General features: G+C 62.5%; 22 protein-coding genes and 1 pseudogene. 15 read left to right on the top strand and 8 right to left on the bottom strand.

Annotated elements, in window-relative coordinates; genetic code table 11:
* Window positions 1–127: 127 nt before the first annotated feature.
* The 6 genes from JET17_RS08825 (at window position 128) to JET17_RS08800 (ending at window position 5,963) form a co-directional block, all read left to right on the top strand.
* Window positions 128–1,192 (top strand): ornithine cyclodeaminase, encoded by a 1,065-nt coding sequence (locus JET17_RS08825; RefSeq protein WP_012313634.1) that lies wholly within the window; start codon window positions 128–130, stop codon window positions 1,190–1,192.
* Window positions 1,193–1,296: 104 nt separating this feature from the next.
* A complete protein-coding gene (locus JET17_RS08820) occupies window positions 1,297–1,782 on the top strand; it encodes an Lrp/AsnC family transcriptional regulator (RefSeq protein WP_012313633.1) in 486 nt (161 codons plus the stop codon).
* A 287-nt stretch (window positions 1,783–2,069) separates the two neighbouring features.
* The gene (locus tag JET17_RS08815; RefSeq protein ID WP_012313632.1) at window positions 2,070–3,380 is read left to right on the top strand and encodes a C4-dicarboxylate transporter DctA; all 1,311 of its coding nucleotides are present in this window, start codon (window positions 2,070–2,072) and stop codon (window positions 3,378–3,380) included.
* Window positions 3,381–3,424: 44 nt separating this feature from the next.
* A complete protein-coding gene (locus JET17_RS08810) occupies window positions 3,425–4,129 on the top strand; it encodes a FadR/GntR family transcriptional regulator (protein WP_012313631.1) in 705 nt (234 codons plus the stop codon).
* A 16-nt stretch (window positions 4,130–4,145) separates the two neighbouring features.
* Window positions 4,146–4,826, top strand: coding sequence for a GntR family transcriptional regulator (locus tag JET17_RS08805; protein WP_012313630.1), 681 nt, complete (start codon window positions 4,146–4,148; stop codon window positions 4,824–4,826).
* A 75-nt stretch (window positions 4,827–4,901) separates the two neighbouring features.
* A complete protein-coding gene (locus JET17_RS08800) occupies window positions 4,902–5,963 on the top strand; it encodes a hypothetical protein (protein WP_012313629.1) in 1,062 nt (353 codons plus the stop codon).
* Between the two features lie 14 nt (window positions 5,964–5,977).
* Here the strand turns inward: JET17_RS08800 and JET17_RS08795 are convergent, their stop codons facing one another.
* The gene (locus JET17_RS08795) at window positions 5,978–6,406 is read right to left on the bottom strand and encodes a PACE efflux transporter (RefSeq protein WP_012313628.1); all 429 of its coding nucleotides are present in this window, start codon (window positions 6,404–6,406) and stop codon (window positions 5,978–5,980) included.
* 101 nt (window positions 6,407–6,507) lie between these two features.
* Here JET17_RS08795 and JET17_RS08790 point away from each other — a divergent pair, with 101 nt between their 5' ends.
* From JET17_RS08790 to JET17_RS08780, 4 genes and pseudogenes are all read left to right on the top strand, one after another.
* Complete coding sequence (locus tag JET17_RS08790; protein WP_012313627.1) at window positions 6,508–7,386, top strand: LysR family transcriptional regulator; 879 nt, start codon at window positions 6,508–6,510, stop codon at window positions 7,384–7,386.
* A gap of 140 nt (window positions 7,387–7,526) precedes the next feature.
* A pseudogene (gene mcpA / locus JET17_RS27740) lies at window positions 7,527–8,549 on the top strand (methyl-accepting chemotaxis protein McpA); the annotation flags it as partial.
* Between the two features lie 117 nt (window positions 8,550–8,666).
* Entirely contained in the window at window positions 8,667–9,407 is a 741-nt protein-coding gene (locus JET17_RS27735; RefSeq protein WP_371316843.1) for a methyl-accepting chemotaxis protein, read from the top strand.
* Between the two features lie 161 nt (window positions 9,408–9,568).
* A complete protein-coding gene (locus tag JET17_RS08780) occupies window positions 9,569–10,354 on the top strand; it encodes a sulfite exporter TauE/SafE family protein (protein ID WP_012313625.1) in 786 nt (261 codons plus the stop codon).
* A 57-nt stretch (window positions 10,355–10,411) separates the two neighbouring features.
* Here JET17_RS08780 and JET17_RS08775 read toward each other — a convergent pair whose 3' ends face one another.
* Window positions 10,412–10,951, bottom strand: a complete 540-nt coding sequence (locus JET17_RS08775) for a histidine phosphatase family protein (protein ID WP_012313624.1) — start codon at window positions 10,949–10,951, stop codon at window positions 10,412–10,414.
* A gap of 141 nt (window positions 10,952–11,092) precedes the next feature.
* On the opposite strand from JET17_RS08775, the gene JET17_RS08770 reads away from it, so the two are divergent.
* The gene (locus JET17_RS08770) at window positions 11,093–11,692 is read left to right on the top strand and encodes a biliverdin-producing heme oxygenase (protein WP_012313623.1); all 600 of its coding nucleotides are present in this window, start codon (window positions 11,093–11,095) and stop codon (window positions 11,690–11,692) included.
* Window positions 11,693–11,721: 29 nt separating this feature from the next.
* Here the strand turns inward: JET17_RS08770 and JET17_RS08765 are convergent, their stop codons facing one another.
* The 4 genes from JET17_RS08765 to JET17_RS08750 form a co-directional block, all read right to left on the bottom strand.
* Complete coding sequence (locus tag JET17_RS08765; protein WP_012313622.1) at window positions 11,722–12,054, bottom strand: DUF3325 domain-containing protein; 333 nt, start codon at window positions 12,052–12,054, stop codon at window positions 11,722–11,724.
* The gene (locus tag JET17_RS08760) at window positions 12,051–13,571 is read right to left on the bottom strand and encodes a PepSY-associated TM helix domain-containing protein (protein ID WP_012313621.1); all 1,521 of its coding nucleotides are present in this window, start codon (window positions 13,569–13,571) and stop codon (window positions 12,051–12,053) included. The genes JET17_RS08765 and JET17_RS08760 overlap by 4 nt, the downstream gene beginning before the upstream one ends.
* Window positions 13,568–13,855 carry a hypothetical protein gene (locus JET17_RS08755; RefSeq protein ID WP_012313620.1) on the bottom strand — a complete coding sequence of 96 codons (288 nt, stop codon included), beginning with the start codon at window positions 13,853–13,855 and terminating at the stop codon, window positions 13,568–13,570. Before JET17_RS08755 ends, JET17_RS08760 begins: the two co-directional genes overlap by 4 nt.
* A 126-nt stretch (window positions 13,856–13,981) precedes the next feature.
* Window positions 13,982–16,222, bottom strand: coding sequence for a TonB-dependent siderophore receptor (locus tag JET17_RS08750; RefSeq protein WP_012313619.1), 2,241 nt, complete (start codon window positions 16,220–16,222; stop codon window positions 13,982–13,984).
* Between the two features lie 240 nt (window positions 16,223–16,462).
* On the opposite strand from JET17_RS08750, the gene JET17_RS08745 reads away from it, so the two are divergent.
* Window positions 16,463–17,746, top strand: coding sequence for an arsenic transporter (locus JET17_RS08745; protein WP_012313618.1), 1,284 nt, complete (start codon window positions 16,463–16,465; stop codon window positions 17,744–17,746).
* Here JET17_RS08745 and dmeF read toward each other — a convergent pair.
* Window positions 17,670–18,665, bottom strand: coding sequence for a CDF family Co(II)/Ni(II) efflux transporter DmeF (dmeF, locus tag JET17_RS08740; RefSeq protein WP_012313617.1), 996 nt, complete (start codon window positions 18,663–18,665; stop codon window positions 17,670–17,672). The two genes, JET17_RS08745 and dmeF, sit on opposite strands and share 77 nt — an antisense overlap.
* Window positions 18,666–18,962: 297 nt before the next feature.
* Here dmeF and JET17_RS08735 point away from each other — a divergent pair, with 297 nt between their 5' ends.
* The 3 genes from JET17_RS08735 to JET17_RS08725 all read left to right on the top strand — a co-directional run bounded on the left by JET17_RS08735 (window position 18,963) and on the right by JET17_RS08725 (window position 22,697).
* Window positions 18,963–20,705, top strand: coding sequence for a copper resistance system multicopper oxidase (locus JET17_RS08735; protein ID WP_012313616.1), 1,743 nt, complete (start codon window positions 18,963–18,965; stop codon window positions 20,703–20,705).
* Between the two features lie 120 nt (window positions 20,706–20,825).
* A complete protein-coding gene (locus JET17_RS08730; RefSeq protein ID WP_012313615.1) occupies window positions 20,826–21,692 on the top strand; it encodes a copper resistance protein B in 867 nt (288 codons plus the stop codon).
* Between the two features lie 315 nt (window positions 21,693–22,007).
* Complete coding sequence (locus JET17_RS08725) at window positions 22,008–22,697, top strand: SOS response-associated peptidase family protein (RefSeq protein WP_012313614.1); 690 nt, start codon at window positions 22,008–22,010, stop codon at window positions 22,695–22,697.
* Window positions 22,698–22,713: 16 nt separating this feature from the next.
* On the opposite strand, the gene JET17_RS08720 is transcribed toward JET17_RS08725, so the two are convergent.
* A complete protein-coding gene (locus tag JET17_RS08720; protein WP_012313613.1) occupies window positions 22,714–24,531 on the bottom strand; it encodes an ABC transporter ATP-binding protein/permease in 1,818 nt (605 codons plus the stop codon).
* Between the last annotated feature and the right edge of the window lie 90 nt (window positions 24,532–24,621).

Here is a 24,621-nt window from a genome sequence, read left to right as displayed (position 1 = left end):
GATTCGGCTGCCCTGGCCCTGAAGTCAGCCGGACCCGCTGCCCGCACCGCCTTTTTCAGCCGGCATTCCCGCCCTGATCGCCCGACAATATCCCTACAGCCCAACCCGCAAGTTGCAGGGAGATGCCATGACCCGCTTCATCGATGTGCAAGACCTCGCCCGCCTGGTCAACCGCAAAGGCCTGGCCACCTGCCTGGTGGAGATGGCCGAGTACATCCGTCAGGACTACCTGCGCTGGGACGATTTCGAGAAGTGCCCGCGCCTGGCCAATCATTCGGCGGACGGCGTGATCGAACTGATGCCGGTTTCCGACTCCAGCCGGTATGCCTTCAAGTATGTCAACGGCCACCCGAAGAACACCCGCCTCGGCCTGCCCACGGTGATGGCCTTCGGCGCCTTGAGCGACGTCGGCTCCGGCGCGCCGCTGTTGCTCAGCGAGATGACCCTGACCACAGCGATGCGTACCGCCGCCACCTCGGCCCTCGCCGCCCGCTACCTGGCGCGTGAAGACAGCCGCAGCATGGCGCTGATCGGCAACGGTTCGCAAAGCGAATTCCAGGCCATCGCCTTCAAGACCTTGCTGGGCATCGACGAGATCCGCCTGTTCGACATCGACCCTGCAGCCACGGCGAAGCTGGTGGCCAACCTGGCGGGCCGCCCAGGGCTCAAGGTAATCGTCGCCCACAGCGTCGCCGAAGCCGTGCGCGGTGCCGATATCGTCACCACGGTCACGGCGGACAAGACGTACGCGACCATCCTCACGCCGGACATGATCGAACCGGGCGTGCACCTGAACGCCGTGGGCGGCGACTGCCCGGGCAAGACCGAGCTGCACCGCGACATCGTCGAGCGGGCCCGGGTGATCGTTGAGTACGAGCCGCAAAGCCGGGTCGAAGGCGAAATCCAGCAAATGCCCGCCGATTCGCCGGTCTTCGCTTTCTGGCAGGTGGTCGCAGGCCTTGTTCAAGGCCGTGAAAATGCCGATCAGGTGACCCTGTTCGATTCGGTAGGTTTTGCGTTGGAAGATTATTCGGCGCTGCGCTATGTGCTCGATACAGCGCTCACGTTAGGGATCGGCCAGGATATCGGGCTGGTGCCGGCTCTGGAAAACCCCAAGGACTTGTATGCACTGCTGCAACCTCGGGTGGTGGCGGTTCGTTCAGTGCACCGGGCCGGCAGCGCCTGCGCCTGACGGACCTTGGGCTGCTGCGCAGCCCAAGCGCCCGCGCGTGACGACGATCACCCGATAAACGCCTAACCTGTCCATGCCCCGCCTTCAAAAAAGAAGCACCGCGCATGGACACCAAGGACGCCACCTCTCCCCCGCTGGACCGCATCGACCAAGCCATCATCGACATACTGCGCGTCGATGGCCGCATCACCTTCGAAAAGCTCTCGACCCTGGTCCATCTGACTCCGCGCCCCTGCCTGGAACGGGTACGCAAGCTGGAACGGCGCGGCGTGATCCGCGGTTATGGCGCAATCATCGACCCGCAGAAGGTCGCACCAGGGCTGTCACTGCTGGTACTCGTGGCCCTGTCCAACCTGAGCGGGCGGTCCGCACAAAAGGCGTTCGAGGCAACCATGCTGGCCTGCCCTGACGTTCATGAATGCCAACTGATCAGCGGCCACTTCGATTACAGCTTGCGCGTGCGCTGTCGCGACATGGAGCACTATCGGGTGCTGAGCGAAAGCTGGATGAACGACGGCGCCCTGCACATCGACAAGCTGGTGGCCCACCCTGAACTGGCTTCGGTCAAAAGCATCGCCCCGCAGCCCTGATCGGGTAGAAGTTGGCAGGCAGATTGCTAACACCCTGCAGGTATTGGCAAATACCGGCCAACGGCGCATCACCTCAATCTGCAGCACGCACCGAACTAGAGCCCGGCAAGCCGAAATGCCCCACAACTGGTCAGACCGGTAAGGCCAAAAAACCTTGCATATTGGGATTTTTCGCGCTTTTATGACTTCGCGCTGAACAAACCGGTAAGACCACAAAAATAAATAAGTCCTGCGCTCTTTCGCCCCGTGCGGCACCGAAGCAAGGACACCGATCAGAGATCACTCCCATGCTCAAATGGTGCTCGCGTTCGATCTTCCTGCAAGTCGTGCTCGGCCTTGCCCTCGGCATCGCCTGCGGCCTCAGCTTTCCCGACCTTTCCCTGCAGCTCAAACCCCTCGGCGACGGCTTCATCAAGCTGATCAAGATGCTTATCGGCCTCATCGTCTTCTGTGTCGTGGTCAGCGGCATTTCCGGCGCTGGCGATCTGAAGAAAGTCGGGCGCATCGGCCTGAAATCGGTGATCTACTTCGAAGTGCTGACCACCATCGCCCTGGTGATCGGCCTGGTGTTCGCCTTTACCAGCGGCATCGGCAGCGGCGCCAACATCCATCTGGATCAGCTCTCTGCTGCCGACGCCAACGGCCTGGCCGAGCGCGGCCAGCATATCCATGGCGCCACTGCGTTCTTCATGGACCTGATCCCCACTTCAGTGGTGGGCGCTTTCGCCGACAACAACATCCTCCAAGTCTTGCTGTTCTCGGTGCTGTTCGGCAGCGCGCTGAACCTGGTGGGTGACTCGGCCGCCGGTATTTCGCGGTTGATCAACGAACTCAGCCACGTGATTTTCCGCATCATGGGCATGATCGTGCGCCTGGCGCCGATCGGCGTCTTCGGCGCCATCGCCTTCACCACCAGCAAATATGGCCTGGAGTCGCTGCAGCACCTGGGTGGCCTGGTGGCGTTGTTCTACCTGACCTGCGCGGGCTTCGTGCTGATCATCCTGGGCACTGTGATGCGCCTTTCGGGGCTGAAATTGCTGCCGTTCATCAAATACCTGCGTGAAGAGCTGACCATCGTGCTTGGCACCGCCTCCTCCGATGCCGTGCTGCCGCAGATCATGCGCAAGCTCGAGCACCTAGGCATTGGCAGCTCCACCGTTGGCCTGGTGATCCCGACCGGCTACTCGTTCAACCTCGACGGTTTCTCCATCTACCTGACCCTGGCCATCGTGTTTATCGCAAACGCCACGGGCACCCCCTTGGAGATGACGGACCTGTTGACCATCCTGCTGGTGTCACTGGTGACTTCCAAAGGCGCTCACGGCATCCCAGGCTCGGCGCTGGTGATACTCGCCGCCACCCTCACCGCCGTGCCGGCGATCCCGGTGGTAGGCCTGGTACTGGTACTGGCAGTGGACTGGTTCATGGGCATCGGCCGGGCGCTAACCAACCTGATCGGCAACTGCGTGGCCACCGTGGCCATCGCCCGCTGGGAAAAAGACATCGATCTGGAGCGTGCGCAGAACGTACTCGATGGCAAACCCGGCTTTGCCCATGCGCCTCGCAAGCAGCCCAACGCCCATCAACAGGAATTCTGAGCCCACGTGGCCGGCGCTGACGCCGGCCCTTTCAGGAGAAAACCGTGATCAGCTCATCGACCGTCGTCAACTCAGTGGTGGAAAAACTGCGCCAGGCCCTGGCCCGCGGCCAGTGGCGCTCCGGCGACATGCTGCCTGGCCAGCGCGAGCTGGCCGAACAGTTGGGCATCAGCCGCCCCAGCCTGCGCGAAGCCGTGACCGTGCTGGAGACCCTCGGCCTGGTGCGCTCCATGCCGGGCAAGGGCGTGCTGGTGCTGGATGCCGAACCGGCCGTGCTGGAACCAGGCGTCGACAGCAGCACTGCAGCGAGCCTGGCCGATGTCCTGGAGCTGCGCTACACCCTCGAACCGTTCATCGTCGGCCTGGTGGCGCAATCGGCCAACAGCCAGGACATCGGCCAGCTACGCCTGACCCTGATGGACATGCGCGAAGCGCTGGATGCCGATGACAGCGATGCCGGGGCCAAGGCCTACATCGCCTTCCACGAGGCGCTGTTCGCACTGACCACCAACCCGATTTTCCAGAGCGTGGTACAGCAGACCGGCAATGCCCTCAAGCAAAGCGCCAACATGCTGCGCAACTCACCCGAACACCTTGCTGCTCGGCTCAAGGAAAACGAAGCCGTGGTACGCGCCATTCGCGACCGCAACAGTGCCCAGGCCAGCGCCCAGATGCGCCAGCACATCCTTGCCGAAGGGCAGCGTATGGGCATCGAACTGAACATCCCGGATGACCATCCGCGCCAATGACCCCAGGAGATCGACCATGACCGCCTGCGCCCACGCCGCCCCCCACCTGCCTGCCCTGCTCGCCGCCGGCGAAACCCGCTTGTCGGCCGAGCAGATCTACCCTCGCCTGTTCGACGCCATTCTCGAGCAGCGCTTGCCGCCCGGCAGCCTGCTGCCCGAGCAGGCACTGGGCAACGCCTTCGGCGTCAGCCGCACGGTGATCCGCCGGGTACTCGGGCGCCTCTCGGACCAGCAAGTGGTGGTCCAGCGCCCCAGCCACACCGCGCACCTGGCCGCCCCTGATCCACAACAGGCGCGCCAGGTACTCAGCGCCCGGCGCCTGGCCGAAACCACCCTGATCAGCCTGGCAGCGCAACGCGCGCGGCCGGCGCAGATCCGCCAATTGCGTTCGCTGGTGGAGCGCGAGCGACAGCACCACGAGCGTGGCGAACGTTGCGCGGCGATCCGCCTGGGCGGCGAGTTCCACCTCAAGCTTGCCCAGGTGGCCGCCAATGCACCGCTGGCACGTTTTCTCAATGGCCTGGTGCCGATGACCTCACTGATCATCGCCCGCTATGAATCACCCTGCTGCGACCACTGTGCCTGGCAAGAGCACGCGGCGATCATCGATGCCGTGGAGGCTGGTGACGCGGCAGCGGCGCTTGCTCTGATGGACGAGCACCTGGACCGCCTGGAAGAAAAACTCGACCTCGCCTGACAGGGCGCATGCGCAGCCGATCACCGGCCCTATACTCGGTTAACCACCCAGCCTCGAAACCCGGGAGGCGGTCGTGTGAACCCACGCATCCTCGTGCTGCTCTGCCTTCTGCTGGCCCTCGGCGGCTGCGCCGGCAAGCGCCCGCCTGCCCCGCCGCCGCCCGCCGTGCTGACCCCCGCTGCCTGGCAACGCATCGACCAGGAACTGATCGATGCGTCGGTAGGCGCCGCAGGCTCAGCCAACGACTATGCGCGGCGCTCGATGCGGGTATGGAAAGAACAGGTACAGCAACGTACCGAAAGCGACTTCATTCCCTGGTTCACCGGTTACTGGACCCAGCAATGGCTGACCCTCAAGGTCGCCTGGTACAAGCTCAACAGCGGTGAGGGCCGCGAGCCTGCGGAAAAACGCCTGGCCCTGTACCTGCAGGAGCAGTACCAGAACCGCGTGATCGAGCCGGTGGCCGAGCAGATCAACCCCGAAGTCATCCGCGACCGGGCCTGCGAGTTGTACCTGCAACTGTTCGGCCAGCAACTGCCGGCCATCATCCAGCGCTACAACGCCCCGCCCGATCAGCTCAGCCAGCGCCTGAACCGGGTCCCTGCCATTGCCCTGGGGCCGCCGCCGGCGCGCAACGCCAGCCTCTATCAATTGCTTAAAGCCAAGCCGCTCGATCAGCAACCCGCCTGGCTCGCCCTGCGCGACCACCTGCACCGGCAAGCGGCCAAGGGCCCCGGGCAGACCGACGTAGGCCTGTCGTCGGTGGCCACCCGCGCCAGCGAGAAGCTTGGCGCCACCCTGGCCCCTCGCGGCATTGCCAGCGCAGTGGCCAGTGCGGTAGGCAAGGTGGCCGGGGCAATGATCTCGGTGGCGGCGGCAGGCTACGGCATGATCACTCATGATCGCGATCACCCGGAGATGGTCGAGCAATTGCGGGTGATCCTCAACGTGGCGCTCAATCAGGAATGGCAAGAATTGATGGAGAACCGCCAGAGCGGCGCCATGGCGGGGGTGTACTACCTGTCAGGGCAGGTCGAGGACAGTTTGCTGGCCAGTGCGCCGCGGCCAGTGGACCAGGCAGTGCAACCGGAACAACCTGCGCGGCAGGAACCCTTGTTGATTCGCCTGCCGCCATAGCGGTACCGACACCCTCAGGCGGTGGCCATGGCCGATGCCGGCAACCCGAATATCCGGTCAAACGCCCAGTTGTAGGCAAAGGTGTAGCAAGGCACCAGGATGATAAAGGCAAGGTCCACCAGGAACGCCTCGACCAGGCTCATCCCCAGCCACCAGGCAATCAGCGGGATCAGGTACACAACCAGGGTCAGCTGGAAACCGACAGCATGCACCACCCGCCGCGCCACGCTGCGGCCGCGCTTGGCCTGGCGGCTCTCCCAATACTCGAACAGGCTGTTGTAAATCAGGTTCCAGAGCATGGCGATGGTGGTGATCATCACCGCCAGCGGCCCAGTATGCGAAGCCTGGGTATCGGACAAATAAGCCAGCCCCAGCGTCGACATGCACAAGCCAATCAGCTCGTAGAAAGTCACGTAGACCAGTTTGCGTTTCAGTCCCTGCACCGGGTTTACCTCATGTGGAATCAAGCGAAGGGCGCGAGAATGCTTCAAATTTATTGACAGACAAAGTCGGTAGCTTTCAGATTCACTGACAGGAGGCCGACATGAACTTTTCCAGTGACAACATCCAGCTGTTCCTCGCCGTGCTCGACCGGGGTTCGTTTTCCGCTGCGGCACGCACCCTTGGCCGGGTACCTTCCGCCGTCAGCATGGCCATCGGCAACCTTGAAGCCGAACTTGGCTACGCCTTGTTCGAACGCGGCCCGCGCGAGGTTCGCCCTACCGCCCAGGCTTTGGCGCTAGAGCCACACGCCAGGCTGATCGCCGAGCAACTGGGGCTATTGCAGGTGCACGCACTGGAGTTGTCGCAAGGGCTGGAAAGCAGCCTGACCCTCGCCGTGGTCCCGGACATCGATCAGCGCCCGCTGTTTGCCGCCATCGCCAGCCTGGGCGAGCGCTACCCGCTGCTGGACATCCAACTGCTCAGCGCCCCGCAGGAAGACGCATTGCAGTTGCTCGACAGCGGCCGTGCCGACCTGTGCCTGGCCTTCGCCGGCCTGCACGTCGATGCCCGCCGGGGGTTTCAGCACATTGGTACAGAATCGCTGGTTGCCACCCTGTCACCGGCGCACCCGGCACTGCGCGACGGGCGCATCCGCTATCTGGAAGACCTGATCAACGTGCGCCAGATCCTGGTGCGCAGCCGCGACCTGCCCCTGGCCGACCCGCGCGCGCTGATCGGCGCCACGCACTGGTCCACCGACAGTTTCGACTTCGCCGTGCAAATGGTCGAAGCAGGCCTTGGCTGGGGCGATTTGCCCTTGGCCAGAGTGGCGCCACTGATCGCTGCCGGGCGCCTGGTACGTCTGCGTTTTGGCAATACCCGCAACGAACTTCAGTTGCCGATTCATGCCTTCTGGCGCAGGCAGCAACCGCTACGCCAAGCGGCGCGTCTGCTGATCGAACAGCTAGCCAACTGCTAGCGCACCGTCCGTCGAAATCGCCTCAGCCTGATGACGTAAGTGCTTCAATTTTTTATGAGATTTGCCGATATCAGAGTGGACAGGCCCATCGCGCCACAAGCGCGCAGTGCCCTCCCCTCCATGGCTCAAGGTCTCGAAACATGAACCTGAAATTTCGCCACAAAATCCTCCTCAGCGCGTGCGGGGTGGTGGTACTGGCTTTTGCCCTGTTCACGCTCTACAACGATTACCTGCAACGCAAGACCATCGCCCAGAACATCGAGTCATCGGTGCAACAGTCCGGTGCGCTGACTGCCAGCAGCGTGCAGAACTGGATGAGCGGGCGCATCCTGGTGCTTGAGAACCTGGCCCAGGACATTGCTGAACAAGGGGCGGGCGATACCCTGGCCGGGCTGATCGAGCAGCCTTCCTACACGCAAAATTTCCTGTTCACCTACCTGGGCCAGGCCAATGGTGTGTTCACCCAGCGCCCCAATGCCCAGATGCCGGCCGGTTACGACCCACGCCAGCGCCCATGGTACGGCGCCGCCGCAAACGCCGGGCAGACCGTGCTCACCGCCCCTTACCAAGGCGCCGTCGGTGGCCTGATGGTGACCATCGCCACGCCGGTAAAGCGTGACGGCGAAATGCTCGGAGTGGTCGGTGGCGACCTGACCCTCGATACCTTGGTGCAGATCATCAATTCGGTCGACTTCGGCGGCATCGGCCACGCCTTCCTCGCCGACAGCAGCGGCCAGGTGATCGTCAGCCCCGACAAAGACCAGGTGATGAAGAACCTCAAGGACATCTACCCAGGCTCCGGCCTGCGCGTGGCGGCTGACATGCAGGATGTCACCCTCGATGGCCAGCAGCGGTTGATCTCCTTTGCCCCGGTGGCGGGCTTGCCGTCTGCCCAGTGGTATATCGGCCTGTCGATCGACAAGGACAAGGCCTATGCCGCATTGGGCCAGTTCCGCACCTCGGCGATCATCGCCATGGTCATTGCCGTGGCGGCCATCGCCGGGCTGCTAGGCTTGCTGATCCCGGTGCTGATGCGACCGCTGACCACCATGGGCCGCGCCATGCGCGACATCGCCGAAGGTGAAGGCGACCTGACCCGCCGCCTGGACGTGCAGCGCAAGGACGAGTTCGGCGAACTGGCCACCTCGTTCAACCACTTTGTAGAACGCATTCACACCTCGATCAGCGAAGTGTCGTCGGCCACGCGGCTGGTGCACGACCTGTCGGAAAAGGTGGTCAATGCCTCCAATGCCTCGATCATCGGTTCCGAAGAGCAGAGCATGCGCACCAACAGTGTCGCTGCGGCCATCAACCAACTGGGTGCCGCCACTCAGGAAATCGCACGCAACGCTGCCGACGCTTCGCAGCACGCCAGCGGCGCCAGCGAGCAGGCCAATGGCGGGCGCGAAGTGGTGGAAGAAGCGATCAACGCCATGACCGCCCTGTCGCAGCGCATCAGCGAATCCTGCGAACAGATCGAAACGCTCAATGCCAGCACCGACGAAATCGGCAAGATCCTCGACGTGATCAAGGGCATCTCCCAGCAGACCAACCTGCTGGCGCTCAACGCCGCGATCGAAGCGGCCCGTGCGGGTGAAGCCGGGCGCGGGTTTGCCGTGGTGGCCGACGAGGTTCGCAACCTGGCGCACCGCACCCAGGAATCGGCGGAAGAGATCCACCGCATGATCACCAGCCTGCAGGTCGGCTCACGCGAGGCGGTGCACACCATGAACACCAGCCAGGTGTCCAGCGAACAGACCGTGCAGGTCGCCAACCAGGCCGGCGTACGCCTGGCCAGCGTGACCCAGCGCATCGGCGAGATCGACGGCATGAACCAGTCGGTGGCCACCGCTACCGAAGAGCAGACCGCCGTGGTCGAGAGCCTGAACCTGGACATCACCCAGATCAATGCGCTCAACCAGCAAGGGGTAGAGAACCTCAACCAGACGCTGCAACATTGCGATGCGCTGGCGCAGCAGGCTGGGCGTTTGAAGCAACTGGTGGGCAGCTTCCGCATCTGAGGTAATGCACCGGCACGCTCGCCTTCTGCAGGTAGCGAGCGTGCCGGCGCTGAACCCCAGACAGTTATAACCTAATAACGAACAAGTCTATTTGGCTATATAAACTACCTATATGCTGGCACCCATCCGATCACGGGCAAAGCTGGGCAGTCGAGTAGCGTATGGATGTAGGTTCTTTCGGTTTCACCATAGCCGGGCTGGTTGTGGGGTTCATCGTCGGCATGACCGGCGTCGGTGGCGGTTCGCTGATGACGCCGATTCTGCTTTGGTTTGGCATCAGCCCGGCCACCGCTGTGGGCACCGACCTGCTCTATGCCGCCATCACCAAGGCCAGTGGCGTGTGGGTGCACAGCCGCAACAAGAACATCGACTGGAGAATCACCGGCCTGCTCAGCCTGGGCAGCGTCCCGGCAGCAGCGCTGACCCTGTGGTTCCTGAGCACCCTGCACACCGACACCTCGGCGCTCAATGGCATCATCAAGCAGGGCCTGGCGGTAGTATTGATCCTCACTGCACTGGCAATCCTGTTCAAGTCGCGGCTGCAAGCGTTCGCCAACCGCCATGCCGGTGACCATTACCAACTCAGCGACCGTAGCCTAAACATCCTTACCGTACTCACCGGCGTGGTGCTGGGTGTCATGGTCACCCTCACTTCGATCGGTGCCGGTGCCTTGGGGACCGTGGCGCTGTTCCTGCTCTACCCGTTCCTGGTCACCCGGCGCCTGGTGGGCACCGAGATTGCCCACGCGGTGCCGTTGACCCTGGTCGCAGGCCTGGGCCACGCCGGCATGGGCAACATGGACTGGTCGCTGCTGGGTTACCTGCTGCTCGGCTCGTTGCCCGGCATCTATCTGGGCAGCCACCTCACCGGGCGGATCTCCGACCGCGTGCTGCGGCCCTGCCTGGCGGGGATGCTGTTGCTGATCGGGTACAAGCTGGCGTTTTGAGGGAAGGGTTTGGCGTGAGACGGGTTGGCCGGCCCTAACGCCATCACAAGCCATACCTCACCCGAGCCGCAAGCGCCATCGCCCGGTAAAGCTCAACTGCACACATGACAAAGGCAGCACATCAATCTGCCGATGAGCAGCCAGGGGGCAACCAAGCACCTGCACCAGCACCGCACGAATGACCATGGGATGCGTCACCGCCACCCACTCGCCCGGTTTATCGAATGCCGCCAGCCACCCCGCCATGCGCTGGCACAGCTCGGCAAACGACTCACCACCATGTGGCGTACTGTGCGGGTCGTCCAGCCACAACGCCAGCGCCTGCGGTTGCTCAGCCTGCAATTGCTTCAATGCCAGCCCGTGCCAGCACCCCAGGTCGCAATCGGCCAACGCTGGCTCGACCTGCACCGGCATCGAAAACCCTGCCGCCGTTGCCCTCGCACGCCGCTCCGGCGCGGTCAGCATGCGCGTTTCAGGCGCCACGGCGAACGGCTGGGCGTGCAGCGGCAAGATGCCGTCGTCAGGGCGGTGCAAGCGCCCGGTCTTCTGGGCCGTGGTCAGGGCATGACAGATCAAGGTCAGGTGTACGGCTTTCACCAGGCGGCTTCTTTGCGGGGGACGGCCGACTGGTTTAGCACGCCGAGATTATTTTTTCCGCAACAATGTCGCAGCCCAGGAGGAACACTACGTTACGATGGTCAGTCCAAATTAGGCGAAATGCCACTAGAGCCGACCCGAATGCCAGCCAGTCCCTCCTCCCCCAGCACTTTGCTGCTTGCCCTGCGCGAAGGCACCCGCGACTGCCATAAGTCGCTCGAAGCACGCCTGCCATTTTTTGCAGCGAACTTCGATGCCGCTGCCTACAGCCGGCTACTGCAAGCCTATTACGGGTTCCACGCCCCTCTCGAAGCCCGGCTGGGCGATTATCAGGAACCCGTGAGGGCCAAGACACCGGCTCTCACTCTGGACCTGCAAGCCTTGCACCTGAGCGCCGCCGACATCGATGCCCTGCCCCTGTGCCAGGCGCTGCCAGGCATAGATGATGAGGCCAGTGCGCTGGGTGTGATGTACGTTCTGGAAGGCTCGACCCTGGGCGGCCAGGTACTCAAAAAGGCGATGTCTGAACGCCTGGGTCTCGACCCGGCCAGCGGCACAGGCTTTTTCGATGTGTATGGCGCGCGGACCGGCAACTACTGGCGCAGCTTTCTCGACCGCCTTGGCCAGGCTTCGACCGCACCTGTAGCGCAGGCCGCCACCGTGCAGGCGGCCATTGAAACATTCCAGAGCTTCGAGCGCTGGCTTGAGCAACGCGACGTGCTGAACCAAAAACCCGGCTAAAGAGGCCTGCTTGCCGGCGATGGGCCTGCTCAGGCAAACAGCTGCAGCAGCCCCCACACCGGCACCAACCCCGCCAGCCCGACCGCCAGCCGCGGCCAATACGGCAACAGCACGACCAGCAGCATTGCCCCCAGCGACATCATCGCCAACCAGGCTACCGGCGCCATGGCCCAGCCCCAGACCTGGGCACAAAGCAGCAGGCTGATCATCAGTGCCAGCCAGCCAGCGCCACGCAGCACCACGCGCAATGACTGCGGGCAAGCCCGCTGCCATACCTGCTTGTAGTGCCGCTCCAGGCCTTGGCAAAGGCCAAGCATACCGGCATAGGCGAACAGCGCGCCGCCCGCGATCAGCGTCATCATGCGCCTGCCTCCACGCTGCGCCCTGCCTTGCGTGCAAGCGGCGCCGGCTCGGCGTTCTGCACACGCCACGCCACCACACCAAGCAATACCCCCAGCACCAGTGCGCAAGCCGCCACGCCCAGGCGCAAGGCATCCTCCAGCCCACCGAACAGCCCAAGGCCCATGCACAGCAGTGCCGTCAGCCCCAACTGCTCCACCCACGCCCGATGCGCAGGCCTGATACCGGCATACAACAGCGCCAGCAGCCATACACCAAAGAACGCCCGAACCTCCCAGGCTTCGCGCTGTACCAGCTCGACCGGCAGCAGGCGGCTGGCCCACAGCAAGCCGACACAGGCCAGCAGCAAACCGGCAACGAAACCGACATTGCACACCTCGGCTACCCGGTACCAACGCCGCGCCGACAGCTGCGCGCTGGCGCTGGCGTACTTGCGCCCACGCTTAACGCAAAACAGCACCAGGCCACTGGCGATCATCACGCAGCTGATAACGCCACAAACGAAGTACAACCAACGCATCGGGTACCCGCCAAACTGGGCAAAATGCAGACCGACCATGACCCGCTGGGTCAAGGGGGCCGCACGCCACTCGGTCACATCGCTGAGCAACTGCCCGCTGACACCATCGAATACCATGGCCTGCCCTTTGGACAGGGCGATGCGATTACCCAGCTCAGGGCGGACCTCGATCCGTGCCCCGGCAGTGTTGGGATTGCGGATATTGAAACCGGCTATGGGCCCCGAGCGTGCCTGCGCCTGGGCTAGCAGCGGTACCACATCGGCCAGCTCCGCGGGCTGCCTGGCCATGCCCCTTGGCTGCTCCAGGCGGGCGTTGCCCTGGGCCTTGAAGTAGGCCCGGTTGTCCCCGGCGAACAGCGCATCGACACCTGCAGGAATGTAGATGAGCATGAAGATCACCAGCCCGGTGTAGGTGATCATCAGGTGGAATGGCAGCAACAGCACTGCACTGGCGTTGTGAAAGTCCAGCCAGGAGCGCTGGCCCTTGTTCGGCCGGAAAGTGAAGAACTCCTTGAAGATCTTCTTGTGGATGACAATGCCGGTGACAAGCGCCGCCAGCATCACCAGCGCCAGTGCACCGACCACGAAAATGCCCCAGTTGCGCGGCAGGTCGAGGGTGAAATGGAAGCGGAAAAAGAAATTGCCGCCGACACTGTCGCGTACCTCGATGGCCTCGCCCGTCTGCGGGTCAAGCTGTACGCCGCCGCCATGGCGCCGCTCACCGGTAGACACCCGCAGCCCGGGCGAACGATCGGTGGGCAGGCTGACGCCCCAGTTGCCGGCCTGCGGCTCATGGGTTTGCAGGTAGGCAATGGCGCGCCGCGCGGCATCGGCCTGGGTCACTTCACTGGTCGGGATTTCCGGCTGCATCCAGTGGTTCAGCTCTTTGTCGAACACCGCCAGGGTACCGGTGACGAAGATGGCAAACAGCAGCCAGCCGAAGATCAGCCCGCCCCAGGTGTGCAGCCAGGCCATCGATTGAGTGAAGGTGTTCTTCATGCCAGCCACTCCAGCGCCTGGGGCCAGAAGCCGATCAATGCCAAGGGCACAGCGAGGGCAAGCGGTAGCCAGGCGCGCACCGCATCACGGCTGGCAAAGGCCCAGAGGATGGCTGCGGTGTAGAAAATGAAGGCTGGCAGGGTCGCGACGATGACCGCATCGGCAGGTGACAGGGGCAGCAGCCGCGCCAGGCAGGCGGTGGCCGCATAGCTAAGCGCGTAGCCGCCCAACAGCGCGGCGCTGCTGCGGGAGAGGATCAGCAGCCAGGCGATTTTATTGTTCATTGGGGTATTTCCTGGTAGTCACATCGAGGCAAGCCCGCTCCCTCAGGTACTCCACTTCTCTTGCGCCAGTGGGGTATCTGCAGGAGCGGGCTTGCCCCGCGAATGGGCCGCAGAGCGGCCCAAGCATCAGAACGAGATATTCAAGGAAGCAAACACCGCACGTCCCGGCTGGTTATAGGTGTTGGCACCCGAGCTACTGGCATTGCCACCGCGATAGATCTGCTTGTCGAACACGTTGTTCACGCCCACCCGCACGTCATAGTTGGCGTTGAACTTGTACCCGGTGCTGACATCCACCAACCCGTATGCCTCGACATCCTGCTGCGCCTCGGCGTCGTAGCTCTCCTCGGTGCGGTAGTTGTAGGTCGGCGACTTCTGCTTGCCGTAGTAGGTACCGGCCACCTGGAACGAAAGCTTGTCGGTGGCGCGCCAGTCCAGGGTGCTGTTGACCGTGTACTCGGGGATCACCGACAGCGGCTCGCCCGTCTCGCGGTTGTCGTTGTCGAGCATCCAGGTCAGGTTGGTGTTCCAGTCCAGTACCGGGGTCAGTTCGACGAACAGATTGCCCTCGATGCCTTCCACACGTGCCTCGCCGGCGTTCTCCCACTGGGTCACGCGGCGGCCGCTGTTGATGGTGTAAAGCACATCGGTGTCACCGATGATCTTGTTCTTGTAATCGTTGCGAAAGTACGTCGCGCTGGTACGCCAGGTGCCGCGGTCGTACAACAGGCCGATTTCCTTGTTGACGCTGATTTCCGGCTTGAGGTCGGCGTTGCCCTGCAGGTAGCAGCCCCCGGAGTTGCTCTGCTGCACACTGCAGCCGTTGCCACGGCTGTAGAGCAGGTAGTTGGGGTTGGACTGATACAGGTTCGGCACCTTATAGGCCCGGGCGATACCACCCTTGATCGACAGCGCGTCGGTCAGCTTGTGCGACAGGTTGAGGCTGGGGCTGAAGTTGTCGCCAAAGGTTTCGTGGTGGTCGAAGCGCAGGCCTGGGGTGACGGTGGTGTCGCCCAGCACAATATTGTCCTCGACGAACAGCGCGTAGCTCTTGGCGGTCATCTTCGAGTTGCTGCGGTCGAAGCCACTGATGACGTCACTGCCACCGCCACTGGGGTCGAAGCTCTGGGGGCGGAACGAGCCCTGGTCGTTGAGCGATTCGTACAGGTACTCGCCGCCCAAGGTCAGCACATGTTCAACACTGCCCATGGCAAACGGCAGGTTCACCTCGCTGCTCAGGCGAGTGTTGCGCAGCCGCGACATGGCTGCACCGCTGTCGTTGATCGCTCCTTCCGGGCCACCGGCCAGGCCTTCGTTGAGACGCCAGTTGCGTACGTATTCGTAAGCCAGGCTAGTCTTGCTGGTGCCCCAGCTGAAATCGCCAAGGTGGGTCAGGTCATAGGTGTTGCGCTGCATGACATTGGTCTCGTGGCCATACAGGCTGGAGATCAGGTCGACATTGCTGCCGCCGTTGCTGTTCATGGTGTCGCCGGCATAGATGTTGCCCTGGCGGCTATAACCGGCGCTGGCTTCGAGGCGGTGCTCGTCGTTGAGCCTCCAGCTCAGCAGGCCGTTGATGTCCTTGTTGCGCACGCCCTCACGGCCGGCGACCAGCGTGCTGTTGGCGTGGTCGGCGTTGATGTCCAGGTCATCGGCGTCGGTCTTGGCCAGGCCACCGTACAAACGGAAACCGAGGTTGTCGGTAAGCCCGCCGCTGAGGTTGAAGTTGGCACGACGGCTGACACCCTCGGCGCTGTCTTCCGGCATTTGCGTGAACAGGTTGAGGCTGCCCTTGAACGCCTCGGTGGGCCGCTTGGTGATGATGTTCACTACCCCGCCCATGGCGCCCGAGCCGTAGCGCGCCGCCGCCGGGCCGCGCAGGATTTCGATGCGCTCGACCGCCTCGGCCGGCACCCAGTTGGTTTCGCCGCGGGTGTCGCGGTCGCCGTTCCAGCCGTAGCGCACGGCGTTGCGCGCGCTGGACGGTTTGCCGTCGATGAGGATCAAGGTGTTCTCCGGGCCCATGCCGCGCAGGTCGATCTGCCGGTTGTTGCCACGCGCACCACTGGCGCTGTTGCCGGTCAGGTTGACCCCCGGCTCCCGACGGATGATGTCGGACAGGTCGTTGGCCGGCGGGCGACGCTTGATGTCTTCCTCAGTGATGATCGACGAACCCAACGCCTGACGCGCTTCGCGTTCAGCAGTGACCAGGGTGTCCTGGATCACCAGTGCGTCGTCGGCCACCGGCATTTCCAGCACCTCACCAGGGCTGCGCTCCACTGTTTCAGCGGCGGTCGCCATCATGGCCGGTGACGCCAACGCGACGAACGCCAGGGCCAGGCTGTTGGGTGAAGTTCTGCACTGCATTGACACATCTCCTGCGATGGGTAAGCGAAGGGCACATCCCTGCCAGGAAGCCGGAAGGCCCGCGCCCACCGGCCTCGCAAACACTGTTCGGGGGCCAACAGGGTTGGTAAATATAGTGATTCTCAAATGGGTTTAAATCTTATTTACGAAACTTACATGTTTGCACCGGAACTTTTCCGATGCGTAGCCAGCCCGTGTACAGTCACTTCTGCCCTCCTCATGAGACGAGACAGCGTTTCCATGCTCCCAGCCGCTCTGATCTTCCTTTTCACCCTGACCCTGGTCATCTGGCAGCCCAAAGGCCTCGGCGTTGGCTGGAGCGCCACACTCGGCGCCGTGCTGGCCCTGGTGTTCGGCGTGGTATCGCTGCATGACATCCCCACGGTATGGGCCATCATCTGGAACGCCACCGCCACCTTCATCGCCCTCATCGTCATCAGCCTGCTGCTGGACGAAGCGGGCTTTTTCGAATGGGCGGCGCTGCATGTGGCGCGCTGGGCGCGAGGGGACGGGCGCCGCCTGTTCGCCTTCATGGTGCTGCTGGGCGCGGCGGTGTCGGCGCTGTTCGCCAATGACGGCGCGGCGCTGATCCTCACCCCGATCGTCATGTCGATGCTGCTGGCGCTGCGCTTCTCCCCGGCAGCGACCCTGGCCTTCGTCATGGGTGCAGGCTTCATTGCCGACACCGCCAGCCTGTCACTGGTGGTATCCAACCTGGTGAACATCGTCTCGGCGGACTACTTCGACCTGGGGTTCAACGCCTATGCCTCGGTGATGGTGCCGGTGAACCTGGTAGCAGTGGCAGCAACGCTGCTGGTGCTGTGGCTGTATTTTCGCCGCGACATTCCGCTGCGCTATGCCACCGAGGACCTCAAGGTGCCGGCAATGGCCGTGCGCGACCGCGCAACGTTCCGTGTCGGCTGGGCGGTGCTGCTGGCATTACTGGCCAGCCTGTTCGTTCTCGAACCCATGGGTATCCCGGTCAGTGCCGTGGCCACAGCCTGCGCGGCGGTACTGTTCGCCGTCGCCGCCCGGGGCCATGTGATCTCCACCCGCCGCGTGCTGCGCGAGGCACCGTGGCAGATCGTGGTGTTTTCGTTGGGGATGTACCTGGTGGTCTACGGTTTGCGCAATGCCGGCCTCACCGACTCGCTCGGCAACGTGATGAGCTGGCTGGCCGGGCACGGGCTGTGGGCAGCCTCGCTGGGTACCGGGCTGATTGCGGCGCTGCTGTCGTCGGTCATGAACAACCTGCCCAGCGTGCTGATCGGGGCGCTGTCGATTCATGCCAGCGAGGCGCAGGGGGTGGTGCGCGAGGCGATGATCTATGCCAACGTGATCGGCTGCGACCTGGGGCCAAAGATCACCCCGATCGGCAGCCTGGCCACGCTGTTGTGGCTGCATGTGCTGGCGCGCAAGGGCGTGACCATCGGCTGGGGGTATTACTTCAAGGTTGGGGTGTTGTTGACGGTGCCGGTGTTGCTGGTGACCTTGGCAGCGTTGGCGGTGCGCCTGAGCCTTTGAAAACGCCGCAGGCCACTGTCCGGTATTCGACCGTGAGGTGAGTGACTTCATGTACAGGCGTCAACGCAGCCCGAACGTCATCGGCAGAAAGCAGCTCTGGGCCATGCACACTGACGATGGCAGCATGCGCTTGAGGCCCCACTTTCCAAACATGCAGGTCGGTGATCTGCAAATCGCCGGCTTGGCCAAGCAACTCCCTGATTTCTTCGGCGACAGGGTTATCGGTCTTATCAAGCAATACGGCCGCAGTATCCTTCATCAGCAACCACGCCCAGCGTGCAATCACAACAGCGCCAATGATCCCCATGACTGGATCGAGCCATACCCAGCCAAGGTATCTACCGGCCAGCAGCGCGACGATCGCCATGACCGACGTGACCGCATCGGCGAGCACATGGAGGTAAGCCGACCGCAAGTTGTTATCTCCATGCGAATGGGTGTGATGCCCATGCGAATGGCTGTGATCATGACCGCCGCCGGCCAGAAGAAGAGCGCTGATAATATTGACCAGCAAACCGACGATCGCAATCATGGTCGCCATCCCGAACTGCACTTGGGTAGGCTGAAATAGCCGCAGAACCGACTCGATGCCGATGCCTAACGAGACAAGGCCAAGAATCAACGCAGAAGCGAACCCTCCGAGGTCACCCACTTTACCGGTACCGAAACTGTAGGCGGAACTTGCCGAATGCTTGCGGGCGTAAGCATAGGCCGCAGCGGCAATCCCCAGCGCGCCCGCATGGGTTGCCATATGGAAACCATCTGCCAAAAGCGCCATCGACCCAGTTACATAGCCTGCGGCAATCTCACCGACCATCATCACCACGGTGAGCATCACTACCCACAATGTTCGTTTGGCATTGTCATCGTGGGCGGTGCCCAAGAAGTTGTGGCTATGTTCGAAATCAGTCGTGCTCATGGCCTGCTCACTTTGAATACCGCCGAATCGGCATCGAATGGTTCTTCAACGTCTTGTGCGCGCTCCAGGCCGGTCAGGCCTATCCCCTCTTGGTTGCCCTTCAGTGTGCAACAAAAATGGCAACCAACCAGAAGCTGACGGAAAAGTAATGTCGGGCTCAGCTTGCTGACAGCGCCCGGTAGCTAGCCTGAACCTGAGACCAGCGCCAATCAGGCGGAGTGAGAGCTCAATTGAAACGGGATGGTTGCCCAAGTCGCAGCCTGGATATCAGTGATCAACCTGACTGGACGCAACGGCATGCAAAGCAAAACCACGAGACGCTCATTCGTCACGGGCCTCGCTGCTACCGGACTACTGGGTGGGCTGGGCATGTGGCGCACGCCGGCCTGGGCCGTGACCAGCCCTGGCCAACCCAACGTACTGACCGGCACCGATTTTGACCTGTACATCGGGGAGCTCCCGGTGAACATTACCGGCGCAGCGCGTACGGCAATGGCCATCAACGGCTCGCTGCCGGGACCGATTCTTCGCTGGCGAGAGGGCGACACAGTCACGCTGCGTGTGCGCAATCGCTTGAAACAGGACACGTCCATCCACTGGCACGGGATCATTCTGCCGGCAAACATGGACGGCGTACCGGGCCTGAGCTTCCATGGCATCGCTCCGGATGGCATGTATGAATACAGGTTCAAGGTCCACCAGAACGGCACCTACTGGTACCACAGCCACTCGGGCTTGCAGGAGCAGGTCGGTGTTTACGGTGCGCTAGTGATCGATGCGAAGGATCCAGAGCCTTTCACCTACGACCGTGACTACGTCGTCATGCTCAGCGACTGGACCGACGCAAATCCGGCGCAGGTCCTGTCCAAGCTCAAGAAACAGTCGGACTACTACAACTTCCACAAGCGGACGGTTGGCGACTTCGTCGATGACGTGAGTGAGAAAGGCTGGTCTGGCGCTGTGGCCGATCGGAAGATGTGGGCTGAGATGAAGATGAGCCCAACCGATCTTGCTGACGTGAGTGGGTATACCTACACCTACCTCATGAACGGCAAGGCGCCCAATGGCAATTGGACTGGAATCTTCAAGCCAGGCGAGAAAATCCGGCTGCGCTTTATCAACGGCTCCGCCATGACCTATTTCGACGTGCGTATACCCGGCTTGAAGATGACGGTTGTCGCAGCCGACGGGCAGTACGTCAAGCCTGTGTCGATCGATGAATTCCGCATCGCGGTTGCCGAAACCTACGACGTCATTGTCGAGCCTGAAAACGAGCAGGCTTACACCATCTTTGCCCAATCCATGGATCGCACTGGCTATTCCAGAGGGACCCTCGCTGTTCGCGAGGACATGCAGGGCCCGGTGCCTGCTTTAGACCCAAGGCCTTTGATCTCCATGAGCGACATGGGGATGGACCACGGCAACATGGCCGGCATGGAGCACAACAATATGGCGGGTATGGACCATGGCAGCATGGCCGGCATGAATCACGGCAGTATGGCGACTGGCAGTGCCATGCAAAGCCATCCCGCCTCGGAAACAAACAACCCGCTGGTCGACATGCAGACCATGACCCCGGCTCCCAAGCTGAACGACCCAGGAATCGGGCTTCGTGACAATGGCCGCCGTGTGCTCACTTATTCGGATTTGCGAAGCACCTTCATCGATCCGGATGGCCGTGAACCGGGCCGGACCATCGAACTGCACCTCACCGGCCATATGGAAAAGTTCGCCTGGTCGTTCGACGGCATCAAGTTCTCTGACGCCCAGCCGCTGCGGCTCAAGTACGGCGAGCGCCTGCGCATCACCTTGGTCAACGACACCATGATGACTCACCCCATCCACCTGCACGGCATGTGGAGCGACCTGGAGGACGAGGACGGCAACTTCATGGTCCGAAAGCACACGATCGATATGCCTCCCGGCTCGAAACGAAGCTATCGCGTAACCGCCGATGCGCTAGGGCGTTGGGCCTATCACTGCCACCTCATGTACCACATGGAAACGGGCATGTTCCGAGAAGTGCGCGTAGACGAATGAACGGGAGAGACGAGATGAGCAAACCAATGAAACGAAGCGCCTTTTCCCTGAACCATGAAGGCATCAATCCCAGCATGATGCTGGAATCACAGCTTAGCGACATAGCTGAGGCAGGGAAAAATGGCCGGTAGCTTTGCACGACCATCGTTGCTGGCACTGACCTTTTCTCTTGGCGTGCTGGCCGTTTCGCCCTGCATCGCCGCTGAAATGGATCATTCCGGGATGGATCACTCGGCAATGGGTCACAGCCAGTCCAAAGCCACCCCCGCCTCGACCGCCCGCACGCCGATCCCAGTGCTGACCGACGCCGACCGCCAGGCTGCCTTCCCCCCGCTTGACGGGCACAAAATGGATGACAGCGGGATCAACGGTTTTTTCTTGCTGGACCAGCTGGAATACCAAAACGCCGATGAAGGCAGCACGCTTGCCTGGGATGCATCAGGATGGATGGGCGGCGACGTTAACCGGCTCTGGATTCGCGCGGAGGGCGAGCGCACCAACGGGGTAACTGAAGATGCGCAACTGCAACTCCTGTACGGCCGCTCGATCAGCCCATGGTGGGATGTGGTCGCCGGTCTGCGGCAGGACTTCGAACCGGAATCGCCCCAGACCTGGGCAGCCTTCGGTATTCAGGGAATGGCGCTGTACGACTTCGAGGCGCAAGCGACGGCTTTCATAGGTGAGAACGGTCAGACTGCCGCCCGCCTGGAGGGTGAGTACGACATTCTGCTGACCAATCGCTTGATCCTTCAGCCAACCGCTGAGGCCAACTTCTATGGCAAGAACGATCCGCAACGCGGGGTCGGCACTGGTCTGGCCAACACGGAAGTCGGACTTCGCTTACGCTACGAAATTATCCGCCAGTTTGCCCCCTACATAGGCATTGCCTGGAGTCGTTCCTACGGCAAAACCGCCGACTTCATCCGTGATGAAGGCGCAGACGTGGACGAAGCGCGCTTCGTTGCCGGCATTCGCATGTGGTTTTGAGAACTCGACATACAGAGAACAATTCCAACGCTGGTGTCGGCGGGGGCTTTAGGTAACGCGGCAGTTCTGGGCGCGCCCTACATCGGCCTGGTGAGCTGGTCGGTATTTGAAGATGCCGGCACCCTACATGCTGTCGCCGACTATCCTGACCAGGTACCTGTGCAGCGCACGCAGGTTGAACAACGCAACCAGCGAGATGGAATGCTCCTCGTGATCAGCGGCCGACGGCGGGCATTTGTATGAATGAACAGATAACACTGGGGCGGTTGCAGGGTCGATCGGGCGCAAGACATTTCGACGAGTGGGGGACATGCCATGTGCGGACGCTTCGCCCAGTATCAAGGCCAGGCCGATTACCTGCGTGAGCTGAACGCCGGGCAGGATGTGATCAGCGGTTACAACAACGTGCCCATTGGCCGTTACAACGTGGCCCCTGGCAGCCGCGTACAGGTTTTGCACAACGCCGCCGATGGCCTGCGCATCGACCCCTGCCATTGGGGTTGGGTACCGTTCTGGGCCAAGGGCCCGAGGCCTGCGCCGATCAACGCACGGGTGGAAACCGTGACCACGGGCAAGTTCTTCAAGGCATTCTGGCCTCAAGGGCGGGCCCTGGTCATGGCCGACGGCTGGTACGAATGGGTGAGCGACCCGCACGACCCCAAGCGCAAGCAGCCCTACTTCATCCGCCTGAAAAGCCAGGCACCGATGTTCATGGCCGCGCTGGCTCAGGTACGTGCAGGGTTGGAGCCGAACGAAGGGGATGGGTTTGTGATCATTACTGCAGCGAGCGATGCGGGGATGGTCGATATCCATGACCGCCGGCCACTGGCACTGGGGCCGGTGGATGCACGGGCATGGATCGACCTGGAAGTGCCTGCCGATCAGGCCGAGCGGCTGGCACGGGAGCGGGGCCTACCGGTGGAAGCCTTTGAATGGTTTGCGGTGGGCGAGGCCGTGGGGAATGTCCGTAATGAAGGCGCGCAGTTGATCGTGATGCAGCCCTGAACAGGGTACAGGCCTCCTAGACCTGCATCTCTACCTCCGGCTTTTGCTCCAGCAGCGACCAACCACCCTGCCCGTCCACTTCCAGCCGGTGGGTATGGAACCCGGCCAACGTGCTGCGATGGCCAACACTCACCAGCAAGGTTTGTGGCATTTCGTTGCGCAGCAGCGAATACAACGCATGCTCCAGGCCTTCATCCATCGCCGAGGTGGATTCGTCGAGGAACACCACCTGCGGCCGGTTGAACAGCACCCGGGCAAACGCCAGCCGCTGCTGCTCACCGACCGAGAGAATATGCGACCAGTCGCAACTGACCGCCAGCCGCTCAGCCAGGTGGGCCAGGTTGACCTGGCGCAGCGCCTGCTGCATGCGCGCCTCGTCCTCCGGCTTGCTGTCAGCCGGGTAGGCGATGGCGGTTCGCAGGTCACCCAGGGGCAGGTACGGGCGCTGCGAGAGGAACAGCGCCTCAGTGCCGGTGGGCCGCCTGACCTCACCCTCGGCGTAAGGCCACAGCCCTGCCAAGGCACGCAACAAGGTGGTCTTGCCACTACCCGACGGGCCCTTGATCAGCAGTGCCTGGCCGGCCTGCAGCTGCAAGTCGAGGTCGGCGATCAGCGCTTGGCCGTCGGGGCGCATCACTTGCAGGCCCGAGATAGCAAGGGCCTGCGCCTGTTCCTCGGTGCTGACACGTGGCAAGGTGCTGGCCTGCTGGTTGGCATCAAGAAATCCGGTCAGACGGTCGAGCGTGGCGCGGTACTGGGCAAAGGTGTCGTAGGACTCGCGGAAGAACGACAGCGCATCCTGCACCTGGCCAAACGCTTGGGACGTCTGCATGACATCGCCCAGCTTGATCGCGCCGCTGAAGAAGCGCGGCGCCTGTAGGATGAACGGGAACACCACCGCAACCTGGCTGACGCCCAGGTTGAAACCGCTGAACTTCAGGTTGCGGAACACCAGTGCCCAGACATTGACGATCAATGCCCCGAAGCGGCCCAGCAAGGTCCCCCGCTCCACTTGCGCGCCCTGGTAGAACGCGATGTTCTCAGCGTTTTCACGCAGGCGCATCAGCGCATAACGGAAGTTGGCGGTGAGTTTTTCGTTGAGGAAGTTCAGACGGATCAACGGCTGCCCGAGACGGAAGGCGATCCAGGTAGCGATCAGCACATACACATACACGGCAAACACCATGGCCCGGGGGATTTCCACACCTGTGACCGCTAACGGCGCCGACAGCCCCCAAAGGATGGCGGTGAACGCCACCAGCGACACCAGCGCGCTGACCGCGCCCAGCGCCAGGGTTACCGAATTGGTGACGAAGGCGTTGACGTCCAGTTCGATTCGCTGGTCGGGGTTGTCTACGGGCTCGGCAAGAAACTGGCCGCGGTAATAGGCGTCACCGTGCAGCCAGTCGTTGGTCAGCCGCTCGGTCAGCCAGACCCGCCAGCGGATGCTGAAGGCCTGGGTCACGTAGAAGGTGAACAGCGAACGTAGCACATGAAGGGTGGCTAATACCGCGAACACACCCAGCAAATACCAGAAGGCGGTTTGGTCAAGGGCCTGCAGGGCACTGTAGAAGCCGTTGTACCAGAACGAGAACAGCACGTTCATGCGTACCGAAAACAGGGTCAGCACCAGCAGTGCGGCAAACACCAGCAGCGGTCGCCAACTGCGCCTGAGGGAGAAATAGGGCCCGGCAAGCTGCCAGAACTGGCTACCCCAGCGCGTGTAGCGCACAGCCAGCGCAGCGGCGGCAGTGAAGCCGATCAGGGTGATGAACGAAGCGATTGCAAGCCAGCTCAGGCTCTCTTGCAGGGCCTGGTGCCAGTTCATGTCCATGGTGGGTATCCGTGACGAGTGTTTCCGCGAGCGTAGCATTGCGCCGGCTTTGGTCAGGCATTCATGACGGACATTTCATTTTGTCGGCAC

This window comes from Pseudomonas putida, from assembly GCF_016406145.1.
GTDB lineage: Bacteria > Pseudomonadota > Gammaproteobacteria > Pseudomonadales > Pseudomonadaceae > Aquipseudomonas > Aquipseudomonas putida_E.
The sequence above is the reverse complement of the archived record's forward strand: the minus strand, read 5'-3'. Positions and strand labels throughout refer to the sequence as shown.